General features: G+C 57.9%; 15 protein-coding genes. 5 read left to right on the top strand and 10 right to left on the bottom strand.

Annotated features, from left to right (window positions below; all coding sequences use genetic code 11):
• Positions 1-26 precede the first annotated feature (26 nt).
• The 6 genes from ABIA90_RS45395 to ABIA90_RS45370 all read right to left on the bottom strand — a co-directional run bounded on the left by ABIA90_RS45395 (position 27) and on the right by ABIA90_RS45370 (position 9,345).
• Complete coding sequence (locus ABIA90_RS45395; protein WP_354122394.1) at positions 27-893, bottom strand: hypothetical protein; 867 nt, start codon at positions 891-893, stop codon at positions 27-29.
• A gap of 36 nt (positions 894-929) precedes the next feature.
• Positions 930-4,238, bottom strand: coding sequence for a hypothetical protein (locus ABIA90_RS45390; protein WP_354122395.1), 3,309 nt, complete (start codon positions 4,236-4,238; stop codon positions 930-932).
• 106 nt (positions 4,239-4,344) lie between these two features.
• The gene (locus ABIA90_RS45385) at positions 4,345-6,792 is read right to left on the bottom strand and encodes an AAA family ATPase (protein ID WP_354122396.1); all 2,448 of its coding nucleotides are present in this window, start codon (positions 6,790-6,792) and stop codon (positions 4,345-4,347) included.
• On the bottom strand, positions 6,789-6,965 hold the full coding sequence (locus tag ABIA90_RS45380) for a hypothetical protein (protein ID WP_334380512.1): 177 nt from the start codon (positions 6,963-6,965) through the stop codon (positions 6,789-6,791). Before ABIA90_RS45380 ends, ABIA90_RS45385 begins: the two co-directional genes overlap by 4 nt.
• A 402-nt stretch (positions 6,966-7,367) precedes the next feature.
• Positions 7,368-8,153 (bottom strand): DCL family protein, encoded by a 786-nt coding sequence (locus ABIA90_RS45375; RefSeq protein WP_354122398.1) that lies wholly within the window; start codon positions 8,151-8,153, stop codon positions 7,368-7,370.
• 232 nt (positions 8,154-8,385) lie between these two features.
• On the bottom strand, positions 8,386-9,345 hold the full coding sequence (locus tag ABIA90_RS45370; protein WP_354122399.1) for an SIR2 family NAD-dependent protein deacylase: 960 nt from the start codon (positions 9,343-9,345) through the stop codon (positions 8,386-8,388).
• Between the two features lie 111 nt (positions 9,346-9,456).
• Here ABIA90_RS45370 and ABIA90_RS45365 point away from each other — a divergent pair, with 111 nt between their 5' ends.
• Together ABIA90_RS45365 and ABIA90_RS45360 are read left to right on the top strand one after the other, a co-directional pair.
• Entirely contained in the window at positions 9,457-12,996 is a 3,540-nt protein-coding gene (locus tag ABIA90_RS45365; protein ID WP_354122400.1) for an AAA domain-containing protein, read from the top strand.
• Positions 12,993-14,759, top strand: a complete 1,767-nt coding sequence (locus ABIA90_RS45360) for a phospholipase D-like domain-containing protein (RefSeq protein ID WP_354122401.1) — start codon at positions 12,993-12,995, stop codon at positions 14,757-14,759. The genes ABIA90_RS45365 and ABIA90_RS45360 overlap by 4 nt, the downstream gene beginning before the upstream one ends.
• 192 nt (positions 14,760-14,951) lie before the next feature.
• Here ABIA90_RS45360 and ABIA90_RS45355 read toward each other — a convergent pair whose 3' ends face one another.
• From ABIA90_RS45355 to ABIA90_RS45345, 3 genes are read right to left on the bottom strand one after another with little or no spacing between them, the layout of a single operon-like run.
• On the bottom strand, positions 14,952-15,677 hold the full coding sequence (locus ABIA90_RS45355; protein ID WP_354122402.1) for an SOS response-associated peptidase: 726 nt from the start codon (positions 15,675-15,677) through the stop codon (positions 14,952-14,954).
• Between the two features lie 3 nt (positions 15,678-15,680).
• The gene (locus ABIA90_RS45350; protein WP_354122408.1) at positions 15,681-16,130 is read right to left on the bottom strand and encodes a hypothetical protein; all 450 of its coding nucleotides are present in this window, start codon (positions 16,128-16,130) and stop codon (positions 15,681-15,683) included.
• Between the two features lie 47 nt (positions 16,131-16,177).
• Entirely contained in the window at positions 16,178-16,573 is a 396-nt protein-coding gene (locus tag ABIA90_RS45345) for a hypothetical protein (RefSeq protein WP_354122403.1), read from the bottom strand.
• A gap of 145 nt (positions 16,574-16,718) precedes the next feature.
• Here ABIA90_RS45345 and ku point away from each other — a divergent pair, with 145 nt between their 5' ends.
• Positions 16,719-17,651 (top strand): non-homologous end joining protein Ku, encoded by a 933-nt coding sequence (ku, locus tag ABIA90_RS45340; protein ID WP_354122404.1) that lies wholly within the window; start codon positions 16,719-16,721, stop codon positions 17,649-17,651.
• A gap of 169 nt (positions 17,652-17,820) precedes the next feature.
• Complete coding sequence (locus ABIA90_RS45335; RefSeq protein ID WP_354122409.1) at positions 17,821-18,435, top strand: cell envelope biogenesis protein TolA; 615 nt, start codon at positions 17,821-17,823, stop codon at positions 18,433-18,435.
• A gap of 27 nt (positions 18,436-18,462) precedes the next feature.
• On the opposite strand, the gene ABIA90_RS45330 is transcribed toward ABIA90_RS45335, so the two are convergent.
• Positions 18,463-18,726, bottom strand: coding sequence for a hypothetical protein (locus ABIA90_RS45330; protein ID WP_354122405.1), 264 nt, complete (start codon positions 18,724-18,726; stop codon positions 18,463-18,465).
• 158 nt (positions 18,727-18,884) lie between these two features.
• Between ABIA90_RS45330 and ABIA90_RS45325 the strand changes: the two genes are divergently transcribed.
• A complete protein-coding gene (locus ABIA90_RS45325) occupies positions 18,885-19,067 on the top strand; it encodes a hypothetical protein (RefSeq protein WP_354122406.1) in 183 nt (60 codons plus the stop codon).
• Positions 19,068-19,218: the final 151 nt, after the last annotated feature.

Below are 19,218 nucleotides of genomic sequence, written 5' to 3'. Positions count from 1 at the left end.
CTGTGGCAAGCTCGTAGCCTTCGCACTTATGTGCGCACTTCGCCACGTCTGAATAGGAAGCGCTCGTTCTTTTCCTGGACACCAAATAGCTCAAGCAGAAAGCGACGGTGTTCAGCTCCGCGTGTCAATAGACAAACATCGGCCCGCTCATCTCCGAGTATCGCAAAATGAACCTTCGCCGGATCTAACGCATCAAATGCTGTTTGGAGTTCGGTTTCTTCTTGCTTGATGTCAGTTACGATCCATGCGCCTTGCAGCTGCTCGGCTGAATTCCTTGGCAGAAATTTGCCCTCAACGCTGCGAAACAAGAGACCAACATCATGTTGAGGTGCGGCCCCTCCATCGACTGCCACGCCCTCCATCTGACTGAAGAAATCGGCAAATCTCCGCTTAACATCGACAAGAACGCGCCGCTCGCCAGCAGGATCGATTGCCCAATCGACGGTTCGGTTGCCGGCTCCGAGACCGCCCACCTCATGATCCGCAGGAACGACAGGAGACACCCGCAGCATAGGGAACATCTCGGTGAGATGTATGAGATGCCGCCCAATGTCGTCGATCAGGGTTAAATAGGCGCGCAGCTTGTCAGGCGACAGCCGCCTTTGGGCGCATTCGAGCACATCGAATAGCAGGGGCACGCGGGGCCACATGTGGACGCCCCAGATGAGATCATTGCCAACTCGATGCGGCAATCCAAATTCGTAGCGCCATATATTAGTGAGCCGATCCAGGAAGCATCCGCAGGCGGCAAGATTGGGAGGTAGCATCGCGATCACGCCGTCACTCTGGTCCTTGGATAACCCTCGCGCCTGCCCTTCGGCAGTCAGTCGAGCCAGCAGCGAATCGACGCCGCCCACGAGTTGAGGTTGAACAGTTTCAATCAGCAGTGGCACAAAGAGGATCGCTCTATTTTTGGCGGTCGCATCGAATTATGCAGGGGTCTTCAGTCCGCGCATGCGGAGTGGCAAAGCTTCAATCTCGTGATCAAGAACGTCGGCAGCCGACTTCACGGTGAGATCGCGTTTCACGATGGCCAGATCGTAGAAGGGCTCGGGATTGACCCGCCCTATAGCGGGCAACAGATAAAATGCTCCGTGACGCTGGTATCCGGCTAAGAACATATCCAGGTTCCGGCTGTCGTTTGGCTCCATGGTCATTGAGCGAGTTGCCACCATAACGGGCGCTTTCGTGACAGCGCCGCGCGACAATGGGTCGGCGGAGGCGATCTGAACACAATAGTGATGGGGGTTCATGTCGGGCAAATGCCTTATGATCGAAACGCCGATCTGCTCGCCAGCGTCTTCCGCGCCGAAACGTTCGCGCCACCGTTCAAAAATCTTCCGCGCGCCCTCTTTGTCCTCAAAGAGAAATGCCATGTAGGGCAGCGAATGACCTATCTGGATGTAACCGCAACCTTGCCACCGCGCCCTGTCCCACGCATGGACATCAATCACAGAGCGGATGCTAATGCCTTTGTGGTTTTTAACCCCAAGCGATCCGTCGTCTTCTCCAAAATCAGGAATCTCATCGTCAGGCTGAGCCAGCTTGATCCGAGGAACCTCTGCCCGTTGTTCGCGGAGCGGATAGGAGCGGCTTACCGGTTTCTTCCAATCGGCCAAGGATGAGAAATTTTGCGATGCCGTCCGGGAGTAACTGTTAGGAGCGGAGGAAATCATCGCGATGCGCTGCTGAACTGCAGCGTCCGCAAAAAGCTCATCCAGCAATGCGGTCCCATCTTTAACCGAACAGGCGGCTCCCAGGATGTGGGCCGCGACTTCGCAGTAAAACTGATTTATGTCGCTCTGGCGATCAATGCTCACAAGCTGAAGACTGGCCGGCCAGGTGACGGTGGATTTCATATCCAGCTCACTGGTTTCGATGGCCGGGTCCTGCGCTTGCTCGCTTGCGATTATACTAATGCAGAATAGCTCGGTATGTGGCGCGACACGTTTCTCGATTACGGTGGCAAAGAAGGCCTCAATTGAACCCAATACGCATTCGGCTAAGGGAATATGCCGGCTTTCTAGTACTTCAACCTCGACCTTCATGCCCATGATCGTGGTCACGAGTACCTGACGCCCCTCCTGGTTCAGGAGCAACGGTCCGCGCAAGCTTTCCGCCAAGGGCTGGCTCTTAAGCGTGGAGAGGAGGCGGTTTACCGCCTCGTCGGTCTCTTCCTTCGGCAGACTGCCATCCTCGCGAAGGACTTCCGGGTGGCCGAGTGAGTACAGCAGGGCCGTGCGCGACATAAACAAACTGAGGCTTGCCAAAATATCCGGCGTTTCTTCCAGCCTGCGCAGGTCATTTTCCTTCAGGTTCAGGAATAGACAGCCCAAAGCCATGTCCAATTCTATGAGATCCTCGCGGACCTTGGCCTTCGACTCCTCGGTCAACGGAAGGCCAGCCAAGCATCCGTTCAAAAGCTGGATTGCGAACAGAACATCAGGCAGGTGACAAAGCTCCAACGCGTTCCAGGCCCATATCTTCATTGTGGGAACAATGCTGGCAGGCAGGTCTCCATCCTTCTCGCCTTCGACGATGATGGATGCCGCAGCAAGACAACAGCTCGCGCGGGCGGCCCAGTGCAAGCCGGCGCTTCTGTAAGCCAGCGTCAGCAGCTGTGTCGCATCGATCAACTCCGCGGTGTATTCACGCTTTGTCAGGCCTATTGCCGCTTTACCCAGCCACCGGATCATGTCGAACTTGTCCGCCGACAAGTCCAGCTTTTGTGCTCGTTTGAGCAGAACCAGCGCGCCTTCGGCTTCGCTCTTTCTCGTACCAACGAAATCGGCGAGCTTTTCGACGAGTTCATTGTACGCCGGATCATTGCCCGCGACCCCGCCAATAACCTCTATAAAGCGGATGACTCCATCCGCATCGAATTCTCCAAGTCCCTTGGCCTTGTCGAGTATTGCGCAGTAGCCATTGAAAACAGACGAAAGTGCTGTTTCATCCTGCGCCAGTATCGCCCGATTGACCGCTATTCTCTGGAGATCGGTTTCCGCCTCCAGGCTATTGTTCGGTCGGCTCGCATCCCGTGCCTGCACGTCCAGTGCCCGTTTTAATCTGGCAGAGCGCTCGTCGTACCGGCACTCTTCGCGCGTCATATGGTCATGAACGATGGAATTGACGAGGAGCTGGTTTAGATTCCCCAGGAACTCCAGATTTTTTGCATGAGTTGATTCCAGCGCGCGCGCTTCGAAATCATCGTACGACGCGTTCAGGAGATTAAAGTCATTATACCACCAGAACGCGGTCCATATTTGCTCGTACCGAGCTTCCAGTTTTTGCCGATAAGAACCGTGGGTCTCCGCAAGGCGGATGGCTCGCGCAAATCGTCCATCTGTTTCAGTGCGCGGCCTCTCTAAACCGCGCGAGAGTTTTGCCGCGACGAGCGCCTCGGTGACAAGCTGCCGCTCCATGGCCTGAAAAGCCGCCGGATCTTCTATCGCCCGTTCAATGTCAGCGAGCTGCTGGGAGCGAGAGTAATCCTTTGGGCCAAGCCGCCGAGCGCCGACGTCGTCTCCGACCTTCAAGTAATTGAACGCAAGGTCGGTGCGTTCTTTTTCGATGATCTCGGTCACGATCCAAGAGCGATCAAGAATGGTCACGCGAATGCTGTATTGCTTTGACAATTCATCTTCGATGCGAGCGCGATCCTTGGCTTTCGCAAAACGGCTCGTAACAAAGATGATCTTGTCGTACCCCCTGACTGTTTCTGCAATGCCCTTGACGTCCGCGCGTACCTTGACGCTCCACTCTTTCTTGGCGCTGAAGGCGAAGGCCCATCTTTCACGACCGCTGTTCGCGTCGCCGACATAAGTGAGACCGGAGACTTCATCCGACACTGGATAGGTTTCCGTGTCGGCTTTGCTGTCGCCGCCACCATCAGGACCTGTTTGAGGCCGCAGGTTGGGACAGATCGTTCGCTCGCAGAGTTTGCGGCAAAAGATCTCGAATTCGTGCGTCTGGTTTCGGGACGTTAACGAGTCCAAGTGATATTCGAGACGGTCAGCACTCAGAACGTGGGTGGGACGCTCAACGGTGTCGGAGTAATATTCAGGACGAAGCTCGCGCATGAACTCGGAGGGCGACATCCGCGCGGGCGCGCCTTGATCTTCTCCGTCTTCGCTTACAACGTCTTTGCTCATGGGGAACAATAATAGAACAAGAATGTTCCCCGAACCAGTCCAAGAAAGGAAATTCCATCCCAGCGCTGTGGACGGAAACGCCTTCAAGACGGCATTTTTGCAAATTTGCCCATCCGGTCGCGAGAAGACGCGAACTAAAATCGATACTTGTCAGAATTGCGAGGGTGATGATGCATTTATGAAAAATGCGCGTCTACTTGGGTTTCGATTTGAGATTCAGGGTCACCTTGTTGCAGGCGCAACGCAGAGACTCGGGGATTGGTTTGGGCGAAGCGTAAAGCCACGAGCCGCAGTCATCGCAGCGAAAGCATTCGAGCAGGCTCTTGAACGCGGCGATGACGGGTTCAAAATCTCTTTTGCCGAAATTGGCCCATTCGTTGTAATGCACCGCCTTGTTGACGGCCCACTGTTCAACGCTGCGTGCGCCGTTTGACTCGGATAGCGCCGTCTTGCGGCTAAGAGCCTCCTCCTTTGCCGCGGTATTGCCCCAGGATTGGGCGGCATCCGCAGCTCTGCCGCAGAGTTCTTTCATGCGAACCAGAACGCTCGGCAGGAGTTCACCAAGCTCGTAATTTCCGTCGCTGCGGAACGCAGGCCGCGCCGCCAGCTGGTCTGCCAGGTGCCGAGACGCATATTCAAGATGATGCCGCAATCCATGGGCGGCGGTTTCGACCTTGCCGCGCGAAAGTGCGGCCGCGATTTCGTCCCAGATTTCTTCATTTGATTCGACAAGCGGACCTGTATCAACGGTCCAGCTGTGAAATGCGAGCGATGTCTTGGTGGTAACCAGACCTGCCGAGCGCATCTGCTCCGCCCAAAGGCGGTCGTGGGTCGTAATGATAAACTGGGTATTGGGGAAATACGATTTTAGCAGCTTGCAGAATTGATAGCGATGTCCGGAATCGACGGACATGACCACGTCGTCAAGCAATGCAAGCGTGAAGCGATCTCCGAAAAGACGCTTCATGAGTGCCAGATAAAGGCACACGCCCATCCCGTCCTGATGGCCTTCACTGTGATAGGCACCCGGCGGAAACAGGCCACGCTCGTAAAAATTGACGTTGAAATCCAGCTTGCCCTCGCTTGGGCTGAGCCTCGCCGTGAATTTCACTTCGTCGTCTTCGTTGACCGCCTTATAGTAAGTGCTGAAGTCCTTTTCGACGCTGTCATAGAGCGCATTGAGTTCGGCTTCCATGACATCGCAGTAGGCGTCATAAGCGGCTTTGCCGAGTCTGGCTGCCTTTTGGGCTGCGGTACCTTTACGCATTGCCTCGCGATAATCATCGAGGCGCAACTGTGCCGTCGTAAGAAAGGTGTGCGCGTCTACATGGGCCGTCTGGTCGGGTTTCGCGTCCACGGCGGCCCTAATAGCAACGAGCATTGTTGCGAGCTGACCCGGTAGACCATGCCAGCCGCGTTCAAGCCGCGATTTCATGCCAACAAGGCCCTGCAGGTCGGAGAGACCGCCTTTGAAGGTCTCAAGATCTTGCGCCCAGCGATCAAGCAGCAGGCGGGCGGCATCATTGTGCTCGGCTGCGATTTTGACAACTGGCGCAATGAGTGCTCCCAACCGCGCGCTGTACTGTGCGAGCGTTGAGCCAGCGCCGAGCATCTCGGCCTGAAGCTTGGCGGCTTCTCCAGATTTCGACAGCTTCGTTTCCAGATGCTTGCGCAGGTGATCTTCATCATCCCAGGAGTGATCACAGAGTGGACACTCGGCGCCGTCCAACAGTTCAAGCCCCTTCTCGATCAGAGCGCGGCGCTGAAATGCATCCAGGAGCGAGGGATCGGATTCAAGCCGGGCGATTGCTGCGAGAATGACTGTGGCGGGTTCTGCGCCGGCAGGCCCAATCTTCTCCAAGGCGCCGGAAAGGGCTTCAAGATCGCGCAATTGGGATGCCTTGTTGAACTCTGGCAGTTTATCGCCGCCGGAAAGTCCCGCATCGAGCTTAGTATCCGCTGCAAGCGTCGCGATCTCCGGCAGGCCGAGAGCGTTTCGCCGCGCATTGACCGCGCTGAGGAGGTCAGGCGCTCGGAATTCTGCAATTTGCAGGTGCCGCTGCAGCGTGTCCCGACTGATATCGACCTGTGTCGACGCGAGCTTTTGTGCGGATTGAAGTCTGTTGGCAGCGGTGTTCAGGGCCGCGCGCGTCTGGCCGATCTCGTCAAGCTTCAAGATCGCCTGAATCTCTTCTGACCGTTTGGTGGGTTCGATCAAGATGAAGCGCAGAATGTCGCGGCGCGACAGTGTAATTTCGGGATGTCCGGCGATTTCGTCGAAGGCCGCCCGGATATCAGGTTCGTTGGGATTGATCGTCGGCTTTTTTGGAGCGGAGACTTTGCGCTTGATGGTCGCCGTCTTCCCAAGTTCCTGGAAATGAACGGTCAGGCTGACGAAGGCCGCGTCCGGAAATTTGGTCTTATCGACATGGGGCCCATGCTCGGACACGGACAGGCCCTTGGTGCCCGCACCGGTCAGACGACTCATCTTGCCTGTGAGCGCGAACTCGATTGCATCGATCACACCGCTCTTACCCGATCCATTGGGGCCGGATACCGAGAACGTGTCCTTGCCGAACGTGATATCCAGCTTGCGGATACCACGTACCTCTTCGATATGGGCACTCTCGAGCTTGATCATTCGATGTCGCCGGCGTCATCGGACGCGAACACCTTGGCGAAATCGTCGGCCTTAGGCTTCTTATCGGCCGCCAAGAGATCGGTAATCTGCTCGATCTTTTTTGAATCGAAGTCCTCGTCCTCGGCCAATTTGGCGAGGAACTTGTCTGCAATCGTCTTCTGCAACGTGCTCATAAGCCAATCTCGGCGATTCGTAGGTTTTACCGCTACTGAAAAGATATCTTGGTCAGGTTCTGCCGCCATTCGATGATGCGCGGCGTCCGCTGAGGCATTATCACCATACCACAGTGGGCATTAAGGATGGCAGGGCGACCGGTTTGCCGCGAAGGTCCGGATTGTCGCGCTGCTCGACCGATGCGGAGAATGCATGCAGTGGACGTCACCCGCGATTGAGATCCAGTTTGGTGGCTGAGAATTGCGCGAGCAGAGCCTTTGTTTGGGCACTCCAACGTCCGTCACGGAACGGAGCAAATAGCGCGAGCGCCTCATCCGCCAGCCGCGTGATATCCGGGATCGCAAGTGTGACCGTGTAGCCAGCGTCTTTCTCCGATGGGTCCATTGCGGGGACACCTCATCCTAAATCTGTACCGGCAACTTCACTTTCGGTCGCCGCTGACTCGCCGACATCGAGAGGTTTCGGTGTCGTGCAACGATCCGGAGCGTCGCTGCGCCGTGATGAAATAGCCGGAAGGCCTCCGCGACGGCGCTATCGACAAAGGTCGTGGTAGTCTGCGCGTCTGCCGGCAAGGTCAGCGTTCCCTTAGGCGCACCATGCTGCCAACCACGCGCGGCGCGGAATGTTATGACCAATTGCCCAAAAGTCGGATAAGCATGATCGAGATGGGCGTCAGGGAAAGCAACCAACTCGCCGGTGAGGTCGCAAGGGACGCGGTCCGTACTATCCGCGAAAGTGGTGAAATGACGTTTCTTCGCCGCCAGGAGATCGGCCGCGACAGCGGCACGGCAGGCATCATAGAACTCCTGCGCATTCGACTTCGGTTGCCCCTTTACGGCCTGGATGTAACTGAAGTCGGTCTCGCTGCCGTCGACCCGACGCACCCAAAAGCCGGGCGTTGAAAAACCCTCGCCAGCATTTTGGCGCCGGAAAAAATAGTCTATTCCACGCCCAATCTTCGTCGGTCCGTCGACGATGACGGCATCGTAGCGCTCGAGAAGGGCAACAAGATCATCGTGATCAAGATAGTCTTCGACAGTTTGCTCGTCGGCATATCGCCTGAGCATGTTCTTGAAGTGATCGAGTGCGGCAGTTTGCGCCTTCCAAAACCGGCCATTCGGAAGGGAAACAGATTTGGCCATCGTATGCAGCCCATCTAAGCGGATGTCGACGAAGCGTCGCAGCATGAACGTAAGAGATGCGCAAGACGCCACAAATCACATCGTGCCCTACCGCCGGTAGCTTTCAATCATTTTCGGTATCCACAGGCGCCCACGGTCCATTAACAGCTACGGGAGGTGATCATGGTATAATTGGTCTCGCCTCCCATCTTGTCGGCCCTGATCCTCTCGCGGGCGATACCTACTCGTACGAATGCTTATCGCTGCGGCCCCGGCATTGACCAGAAATTCGCACCACTCATTGAATCAAGCCGGCCCCTCTAAGACTCGATAATTGATCAAACTTCCACTTTTTGTCTGCAATGAAGTCAACTCGATCATCGAGCTCGACAAGAAAGTCAAGTGAGCGCCGGTTGATCTGCAGGATGCCGAACTTCTGCTCGTACATCCTCCGAACGTCGGCATCGTCCCGAGGGAACACGGCGTACCATGGAATCTTTCGATCCTGTCTAAGACGAAAAAGCTCGGCTCCTATGTCCATATCCATGAAGGCGTATCCGATAAACAGCACGCAGCTCTGGTTGAAGTCGGAAAGAAACCGTTCGATCATACCTTTGTAATCGCCAATCATTCGAAAGTAATCGAACATTGTAATGACGAGTCCTCCTTGCCCGATTTGGCGCGCTGCAAGCTCCATCGTACCGTGCGGTTTGAACAACGGCATTCTGGGCGCCGGAGAATCCAGGTGGGCTGCATTGTGTCTTAGGAAAATCTCCTCCGTTTTTGGTTGCCCAATCTGAAGGCGCCAGCCCTTTTCGATGAGCTCATCATAATTCGTAGTGAAGAGCGCCTTCGGTCCGAGAAAGGGAAGTACAGCGTGTTGCCAAAGAGGTCGGGTGCAGTCGAATCGCGCCGTCAGATATTCCTCTATAGCCCCCCGTCCGGCCCGCGCTTCGGCCAAGGCCGCAGCATGCTCGAGGGTCATCATCCCGAGCGTTTTCGGTCCAAACGCTCGCCTCTCTTCATCGTTGCACATGAACTCCAGCCAGATCTCATCCCGCAGTCGCAGTGCAGAAGGCAAGAGTTGACCTGCGCGGTTTTTGGCGCCGACCGAAGCCCCGGCGCCCAGGAAGATCGTCAGCCGGGAATTTACACGCCCCCAGTTGCTAACAAGATTATCGAAGTTCCCGTCAGGTGGAAGTAATTGCCGCTCGTACGGGTCGATATCGTCCGGCTTGGGTCCGTGGTCCTTGGTCATCGAGAGAGTCCATTTCCGCTTGGATAAATCGTGGAAACAGGCATCGGCGATTGTTTACTGCCGAGATATGCCCCTATTCTCTTGCAACTTATCGTTTATAGGGACCGATTCGTGAGCTCACCGCAATATCTTGGCGACAAGTACAGGATCGTTCGCACGATCATTCGCGGCGACAGGGCTGGTCGTTTTCCGTTTCTTTACGAGGTGAGCGATGCTGGCATGTTCTTGTTCGCGCGTACCTGGTCACGGACAGGCGAGTCCGCCGATCTAAGGGCGCTCTGGAACCACGAAATCCGAAGCCTTCTCCGCCTCGGAGGATATCCTAGAGCCGGACAGTATTTCGTTCAGCTGCGGGACCTCGGCATTGAGGAGAAACGGTTCTACGTCGTCCTCGATGCCGGCGATCGCCAGCCGCTCGCGCAAATGCTCGCGGATCGAGGACGCCGACCTTGGCTAAGAGATGTCTCAACGCCGGCGCGTCGCCGAAAGGTTTGGGAAGGGCTGCGCCGCATCGCAACCGCTGTGAGCATGCTGCACGAGGAAGGTACCATTCACCGGGCCATATCGCCGTCTGCGGTATTTAGTGACGACCGCGGCGACTGTGATTTTCGTATGAGCGGCTTCGAGTGGTCGCTCCGGGTCACATCAGCGTCGCCCGTCGGACGCGACGGCTCCAACAAGGTCGATCGGTTGCGGGCGCCGGAGCTCGAGAAATCAGATGCGCGGTACTCATTCGCGACCGATTGGTTTGATTTCGGTGTGCTCTGCACGGAGATTTTTGGGTTCGAGCCTTCCGGTAGAGGCACCAAGACAGTCGAAAGACTGCGCGAAGTCGTTTTGAACCTTGCTTATCTCGGCCCTCCCGAGCGAGCTCTCATTCTTGGTCTGCTCGAGCCTGATCCCGAGAGGCGATTTACCGACAGCGCCACCATCTTACAGGGACTTTCGGAGGCGCATGCCTCTGTACGTAACCGCACGATCGTCATCGGAAAGCCTTTGTACATCGGCTTTAACCTGGGATCGGGTTCTCGTCTTTCCGAAGCCATCGCTGATATAACTGCGAACGCGGCTAAGGGGGCCATTCGAGCAGCAGACGTTGAGGCGCAGCTTGATTTTATCCAAAGAGATTTACCCGGAGATTTACAACTCCTCGTCCGCCAGACGCCCTTTCAACACTACGTGCTCAACGGTCGTCTGCTGCAGTACCGCGTACAGCGATGGGAGAGGGATACGCCGACCTGGGATGTCGGATTTTGCCAGTCCGCCGACCCGCCTTCACTGGATCCAACGGAAAAAGTGGCTTTGCTCGACGGGCGCAAGATTGAGGTGCGGGCGGCCCCGAAGCTTGCACGAGACCTGAACCGGGCGCGCAACATCGGCGCGGCCTGGGATGCCGTCTTCCCGTTTGAGTCGACCACGACCGAGTTGGACGATGCTCAGTATCAGGTTCTGGAGTTCTTCCGGATCACGAACCAACTGGATGCGTTGCTGACGGCGGCCCAGATCTGGCCGGTTCGCGTCGTCGATGTGGAAGAGCAGACGGAAGGCGCGGTCGTCGAGGTGACCCCGGTTCCTGACGGACATCGCGATGAGCTCGCGTTGAACCTGAAGCTCTCTCGTTCAGCAGAACAGATGAGAGATTTTTTCACGCGCGATGCTGTCTCTCTGCCTCTTGCGGAGGAGTCGGATTTTACGCTGGGCTATGAAGGCGTTTTGGGGCGCGGCGAGCAGGAGACCAACATCCGCTGGCGTTTCGACCGCATGATTTTTCACCCGGGCGGGATCAGGTACCGCTTTTATCACGAAGATGCCGGCCTTCCGGCTCCGACGCTGGATTCCAGGATGTACCTGATGCCGTCGGGGCTCGGCGGGACGATCGCCCAGCTCAAGCGGCGTCAGCGGGCGATCGATGGCATGCGAAGTCATGCCGGTCTGCTGACCGCGATCGCCGATCCCGATCGAGCGCGGCGGGACACGACCGATAGCCCCGGTAGCAGCGATGCGATCGAGAGCATGGATGCGTCAAAGCAACTCGCGCTTAACAGAATCTGGAAGACGCAGCCGCTATTCGCGCTCCAGGGTCCACCGGGGACCGGTAAAACACGGCTTCTCGAGACATTGACCACCCGCTTGCTCGAAGTCGATGTATCGACGCAGGCACTGATCACCGCACATTCACATGAAGCGGTCCGGCATGTTCAGCGCAAGCTTGCGGAGCGCATCGCCACCTTGCCGCAGACCACGCGTCCGATTGTCGTCCGTCTCGACGACAAGGCAGACACGGACTACGTCTCCCGCACCACGGCTCGTTTGGCCAAAGCGATTTCCGACAGCCCGCTGGCGGCGTCCGCCCCCGGCCACATCCAGGAGCGGGCAAGATCGATCGCGGTGGATCTGGAACAAGGCAAGCCGGCAACGCGAGATATACGCAGTCTGGAATCCTTGGTTCGCCAAGCGGCCAATGTCGTATTCGCGACGTCGAACTCGGGAGAGCTAGCGCAGCTGCTGGAGGACAACCGGCGCTTTGATTGGTCGATTGTGGAAGAAGCCGGAAAGGCGCACGGGTTCGACCTCGCGCTCGCGCTTCAGGCGAGCTACCGGGTGCTGTTGATCGGTGACCAGGAGCAGCTTCCACCTTTCAATTTCGCAGCGCTCGAGGGCCTATTCCGCGAGCCTCCTCGCATTCTGAACGCGTGGAAGAACGGCGCTGGATTTGCTCCCGGCCTGGTTGGCCGAGAGTATGTCGGATTGGACGATGAGGATCAGCAGAGGTTCACCGAGAGTTGCACCGTCTGGCTCGACATGGTGCAGTTCTTTGCGGAAATGTTTCGACGCTGCCAGAGAAGCGTGGTCGCGGAAGCGCCGATTGCCATGCGACTCGAATTGCAGCATCGCATGCATCCGGATATTTGCGATATGATCTCGCATTGCTTCTATCACGAGAGGTTGCGGACGCATGAAGACGCTATCGCGCGATTTGAGAGCGAAGGTCCGCCGTTTGACATCGTGGCCAACGGATGGATGCCGGAGCAGCGCATTGTCTTCGTCGACTTGCCCTGGATGCAGGAGGTCAAGCACGCGACGGGCGAGGTGGGCGGAGCCGACGGCAAGCGTCGATATACCAACCCCGCGGAGATCGATGCTGTTCTTCAGGTATTAACGCAGTTTGTTCCCAAGGTGGGACAGGATTGCCATATTCAGATCTTGTCGCCCTACCGCGCACAGGTTCGCGACATCGTGTCGGCGGTTTCCGACAAGACATCTTCAGGAAAGCTGAAAAACCTGCTCCATCCTGAACTCGACATCCGCCCTGCGAAGCGGATGGGCGCAACGGTGGACGAATTTCAGGGAAGTGAAGCGGACGTCGTGGTTGCCTCGCTCGTGCGCAACAATGACGAGAAGGTCGGCAAGGGCCTGGGCTTCCTCGCCGACCGGCGTCGTTTCAATGTTCTGCTAAGCCGGGCAAGGCAGAAGCTTGTCCTGGTGGGCAGCTGGAATTTTCTGGCGAGCCGGGTGGATGTCTCATCCGAGCCAAAGGAGGAGGACGAGCTTGCTCACATCACCAGATTGATGCGGTGGTTGATCGCGGAGGAGAAGCGCGGTCGAGTGAAGCGGATACAGCCGAAGGACTTCGGAGGAGCTACCAAGTGACGGCCCGGATGACAGTCTATATTCCGATCTACAAGGTTCGGGCGGATTATATCGTCAAGCAGGGCCGCACCTGGAGCGCATTCGAGCACATGGTCTTGTGGAAGCTCGCCCAGGAACGGGCAACTTCCGTGGAGCTTGCTGAACTCTCCGGCGTCCCGCTCCGGCTTGTTGTCGAATGCCTGATCGAGCTGATCGGCGTCGGATGGGTCGACATTCACACGAGCTCCGGCCGTGTCGCGTTTGAGGCGACGGCAGGCGGCAAGAAAGCAGCGGCGCTCAAGAAGCTGCCGGAAGATACCCGTAACCTGCGCAGGCGCGATACCTTGTGCATGGAGCGGATTACCATGAGCTTTTTCCAGCCCGAGGATCTTACCCTCATCCACAAGGACAAGCTTCCCGAGAATGCTTTCGTCCTGAGACCGAGGGTTTTCAAATTGACCATGTCGCCGACAGGCAGTGTCGACCGGTTGTACATGAAGGAGGACGAGACCTTCGAGGAGTGGGTCGACCACAGGATCACGGCTCAGCGTCTCTTCGCATCGGTGCAGATCTCCGGTGACCAGGTCGAGGGACTGCCGCAATACACCTCTCCCGAATTTCGCCAGGCGATCGTGGATGCCGTAACCGTCGCGCCTGATGCGGGTGACGATGAAACTGCTGAAGAAGTGATCGCACGTGCCGATACCCGCCTGGAAACAGAGGACGGCTATAGCTATGCCGAGGTGACAGCGGACGATCTTGTCGTCGGCGGGCCTGCTCATCTGTCGGAGCTGAAGCGGGTGCTGTCGGATGCGAAATCGTTCGTGGTGATCCATACCTGCTTTGTGGGAACGGAAGCCGTGCGCCGTCTGATGCCTGATCTCGAGGCCGCGGCGAAGCGCAAGGTGAGAGTTGACCTCCTATGGGGTCAACGAAACGAGGAGCTGAACGAAGACGCGCTGAAAGATTTTCGAGAAGCGAAGGCGATGTTCGACAAGTTGTCTCCGCATACGAAATCATATCTGCGCTTCGCCGAGACCGAGACCGGATCTCATGCCAAGATCGTGCTCGCCGATTCGGGACCTCACGGATCCTATGAAGCTTACGTCGGCTCGTGCAATTGGCTTTCTTCTCTTTACAAATCCGTTGAAGTGTCGATCAGGCTGCGGGAGCCGCACGTCGTGGCCACGCTGGCGTCAGCACTGGCGTTTCTCCGGATTCCGTCATCGGGTAAGTGGACAAAGGACGTCTATCGCCTTTCTGAGCTGCGCAACGAATGTCGCCGGACTAACGCACGGAGCGATGGGTCGCATCGTGTGGCGGTGCTGAGAGATCATGAGCATCTCGCGGCGGTTCGCGAAGCCCGTGATGGCGCTGCCTCAAGTATCGTCGCCGTCTGCGATCTGCTGGGGCCGGCCGGCGAAACCTCGGTTTTCGTGCCGATGCGCGCGACCGACAGGAATAAGGTCGCGGTAACGCTCATCCATAACAAGCTCGCTAAAAGCGTCTCACAAGAAGAGCGTGACCGTACTGCGGCCGCGCTTTCCGAAGTAGGCATAAAGCTTTTTGCCGTCGATCAGGTCCACGGAAAATTCATGACCTGGGACGATGACGCTTTGCTGATCACGAGCTTCAACTGGCTCGCGACAACCTCCAATCCATGGAAGCCACGCGGGGCGGAAATAGGTGTCATCGTCAAAGGACCGGGACTGGTTGGCCATCTTAAGAGTAAATTCAGCGAAGTGGCCCGAATTGACCGCGATATTCTCGACTGCCAGGCCTGAGAACTGACGCGATTTTTCTGGAGCCCGCCAAGGCACGCATATTCTTTTTGCGAGTGGGCCGGCGAGAACACTTACGCCTTTTTGATCAGTGTCGTGTCGTGGCGTTTGGAGCGCGATCGTCGCAAACGTTGTCTAGCGCGCTTAGCCATGTATCGATGCATGGTGGCGCAGTTTGGCAGTCTGTCTCGTCGGTCACAATGTGGATCCTGCTTGGTCTTCCTTGACGCCCCGGGCGACGACCCGGAGTATCTCATCTGGTAAAGGCCGCTGCAGCTTCAGGGCCTCGTCCGGAAGTGCTGTCATCCAGGTCTCGACCTCGTCCGGGGTTGTCAGGATCACGGGCATCGCCTTGGGGTGGATGGCGCCGACCTCGACGTTCGGCTCGGTCGTGAGGAACGCGAACAGGTCGTTGGTGGTCTCACCTTCCTTGACTTTCCGGACAGAGGTCCAGTTGGTCCAGATGCCGGCGAAGCAGGCGAGGGGACGAGTCTCGTCGAGTGCGAACCAAATATCACCGCCCTCGGCCTTGTTGAACTCGCTGAAGGAGTTGAACGGTACCACGCAGCGGTTCTCGGCTCCCAGCCATCGCGTCCAGTGCTTGCTTTTCACGTTGCGGATGTTGGTCGTGCCGCCGTCCGGCTCCAGGCGCAGCAATTCCTTGAAATCCACTGCCTTGCCTTTGGCCTGCAGCTTCTCGGCTCGCTTCTTCGTAGCGTCCATCTGCGCCTTTGATGACGATGGCATCCCCCATCGCGCCGTAGTGAGTTCGCGGCCCTCGGCTCCATTCCGCACGATCGGTGCATTGTAATCGGGGAAGACCCCCGGCATCGGCGCCAGATTTCCAACGTATCGGTTCACAACGCGGAACAGTGCGCTGATTGCGGCCTGGTTTGTCGTGATCGAATAGAGATTGCACATCAGTCAGGATTCGGTTCGAGAGTGGCGCGGCTGCCAAGTCAATTGTAGCAGAGTCGCGGATGGACGCCGGCCCGCCTTGGCGCATTTGCGGCAGCGCAGCCGGCTGGCGAGATCGTGCACGAAGGTGGTCGGCGGGTGCTTCATCGCCGCGAGGTCCACGTCGCTCGGCGTCTTGCGGCGCGCACACCTAATCTCCAGCCAGGGGAAGCCTCCGTTCACAGCCTGATCGATGGTCGGCGACGGATCGATCGGTTCGCCGTCACTCCACATTCGCTCGTTCCAGCTTTCGCAAAGCAGCCTATCGGCTTGCTGGATCATTGCCTCGCCTTTGGCCCGCATCTCCGCCGATTGGGTAGCCAGGATGTTAGCCATTGCGCCCGCCTTGCCGAGCTCTTTTGCCAGAGCCTTGCGATCGCCGCCCGACAGGGGCGTAGGGTGATACTTCGGGGCCATCCGGATATCCAGGCGCAAAAGAGATCGGATCGGCAAATCCAGAGCGATTACGGCGATTCGAACGCCGGCCAGCACCCGTCTTCTTCATGCCTGCCGGTGCGCTGCTGGCAGGTGTTGTCGAGCAACCGCTGCGCCACGTCCTTCCAGACCGCGTTGCCGCCATATAATCGGACTGCATCGACGGTCTGGATTTCCACTGTCCTATCGCAGCGGCGGCAGGAGACGCGCAGGACGTGACGCTGAATTTCCGACAGACGTCGCTGCCGCAACTGGGCTCCGGTCGCATCGGCGCGAGGGTCTTTGAGCACCGATTCCCAATATTCCGCCGGGAGGGGAGCATCCGGAGCCGCAGCGGAGGGAATCGGCCTACGGGCGGCTTCAGCGGCCAGCTTTTCCATCTGCTTTGGGGTCGGCATGCGCCAGCTCGCGGGTCGGTCGGTCATTCTGAATTAGAACATAACAAGAACAAATGTCGAGTCCGCTCGAACCCTCATTCGTGAAAAAATCATCCCGTTAAGAGGGGCGCGGTGTCGGAACCAAGCCGGCCCGTTCGTCTTGAATCCGGCACCAGTATGGAGTTCCCCCACGATGGCCCCCCGCGCTAACTGGAAAGGCTTCCTGCGTCTTTCCCTCGTCACCTGTCCGGTAGCGCTCTATCCGGCCGCGTCGGAATCCGAAAAGGTCTCCTTCAACCAGCTCAACCGGAAGACCGGCCACCGCATCAAGTACGCCAAGGTGGACGCCGATACCGGTGAGGAGGTCGACAACGAGGACATCGTCAAAGGCTACAAGGTCGACACCGACACATTCATCGAGGTGACGAAGGAAGAACTCGAGAATGTCGCGCTGGAATCGACGCGAACGATCGAGATCGACGAGTTCGTCGACCGCAGCGAGATTGATCCAAGATATCTCATCCGGCCCTATTATCTGCGCCCCGACGGTAAAGTGGGGCACGACGCTTTCGCGGTCATCCGCGAAACCATCCGCGAAATGAACAAGGTCGCGATCGGTCGCGTGGTGCTGACCAATCGCGAGCACATCATCGCACTGGAGCCGCTCGACAAGGGGCTGATGGGGACGCTGCTGCGCTATCCCTACGAAGTCCGGTCCGCCGACGAGTATTTCGACGATATCCAGGACGTCAAAGTCACCAAGGACATGCTCGATCTGGCCAGGCACATCGTCAACCAGAAGGCCGGCCACTTCGAGCCGGACAAGTTCGAAGACCAGTACGAAACTGCCCTTATCGATCTCATCAACAAGAAGCGCGCTGGCAAACCCATCACCGCGAAAGCGCGCCCTCGAGGCGAGAATGTCGTCGACCTGATGGACGCGCTGCGCAAGAGCATTGGAAGAGAAGAGGCGGCCGCGACAGAGGCACCCAGAAAGCCAGGCAAAAAGCCGCGCAAGGCGGCGCCGGATCAGAAGGAAATGCTGATGCCAATCGCAGGCAAGAAGCCGGCGAAAGAGGCCGCGGGGAAGAAGCAGGCGGCCAAACCGCAGCGGAAGTCGGCTTAAGGTATCTTTGCGGTGGGTTCACGGAAAGTTCGTTCCGACACGCCGGATGCATCGAGATATTGCCCGGGCCGGCCGCTCTGTTCGCCCGCTTTGGAAGTTCTCTGCCCGCGAGGTAGACAACACCGCTGATCGCATGGCAGCGGTCAGTGGCGGTGCGGGGAAGCGTCTCATGGCGAGAAAACTGAAGACCTACCAGACCTCGCTCGGCTTCTTCGATCTGGCGATGGCCGCTCCCTCCATGAAGGCGGCGCTGGAAGCGTGGGGCGCAGACAGCAATCTCTTCCACCAGGGCGCGGCCAAGGAAAGCGACGATCCGGACGTTATCGCGGCAGCCAAGAAGAAGCCAGGCGTTGTTCTCAGGCGCCCGGTTGGATCCGACGGATCTTTCAGCGAACATGCCGAGCTGCCCACCGATCTTGGCGGCGGCGGACCAACGAAAGCCGCCCGCAAGTCGAAAGGCCCAAAGGCGAAGAAACCTTCCTCTCGCCCCGTCGACAAGGCTGCGGAACGAAAGGCCGCGCTCGCCTTCGAAAAGGAGCAGAAGCGGCGCCAGCTTGAACAGGCGAAGGAGGAGACTGCCAGGCGGAAGGACCGTGAACGCCGTCAGCAGGCGGTCGACAAGGCGCAGGCTGCGCTGGACAAGGCTGAGCAAGAGCACGCGAAGCGGGCCGCCGCCATCCAGGCCGAGGTCGAGGCTCTCGAGAAGAGATCGCAGGCCGAAAAAGCCCGCTGGGATAAGGAGAAGAAGCGATTGGAAGCTACGCTGCGGCGCGCGCGGGGTTAGTTTCGGTCATGCTCGGCGCCGGTCCTTCTAATCAGGAGGGCATTCTGGGCAGGTATCACCAATCGAGTTCAGCACGTCGTGAACTTCGGCCGCCGCTGCATCGGGGGAGACGCCTGCTGGCGGGACTCCACGGGCGATATCGAAGGCCCGCTCCCGCGCGTGCGGATCGGCGCGGTCCTGCATCCAACCGTGCTCCTCGCACTCGCGGATGGCGCCAGCATCCTGAAGCACGGCAATCGCCCATCCGCGCATCGTCCGTATCGCCGGCCTTCGTTCGCTTGTCATCAGCATTGGAATAGCTCCTGATACGGCGAATCGTTTTGTCCGTCATTCATTCCGGCTGGCAGGGATTCGCAATGGCAGGAACTCAGGGTTTGGAGTGCTAGCGCAGTGTGGGCGACTCACGCTACCCATCATTCTCAACCACCTCACTGCACAATGGGAATGATATGGTTGCTGCCACCCGTGAACTGCCTGCTTCTGGTTATGCGCTTGAAGTGGACGGCCGACTGAGAGCCGAATTTGCAACCAGAGACGGCGCCAGGGCAGGTGGAGAAGAGCTCAAGAAACGTTTTCCCATGCTTCAGATCAGGATCTATGACGCGCAGACGAATGCGCGCGAGGAAATCTAGTTCCTCCGACTCAAGTCTTTGCGCTGCTTCTTTTGCGCGTGCGGCTTCCGCCGCATCGGGCTCTCGTGTTGGGGTGGACGGCCCCCTTCCGCCGGTCTGCGTGGCAAGATGGGGTCGTCGATGACCTCAAAAGAAGGAGCCGCCCGTGGAA

It is taken from the genome of Bradyrhizobium sp. LA6.8 (genome assembly GCF_040547935.1).
GTDB classification, from domain to species: domain Bacteria; phylum Pseudomonadota; class Alphaproteobacteria; order Rhizobiales; family Xanthobacteraceae; genus Bradyrhizobium; species Bradyrhizobium barranii.
Note: the sequence above shows the minus strand (reverse complement) of the source record. Positions and strands in the feature narration are given on the sequence as shown.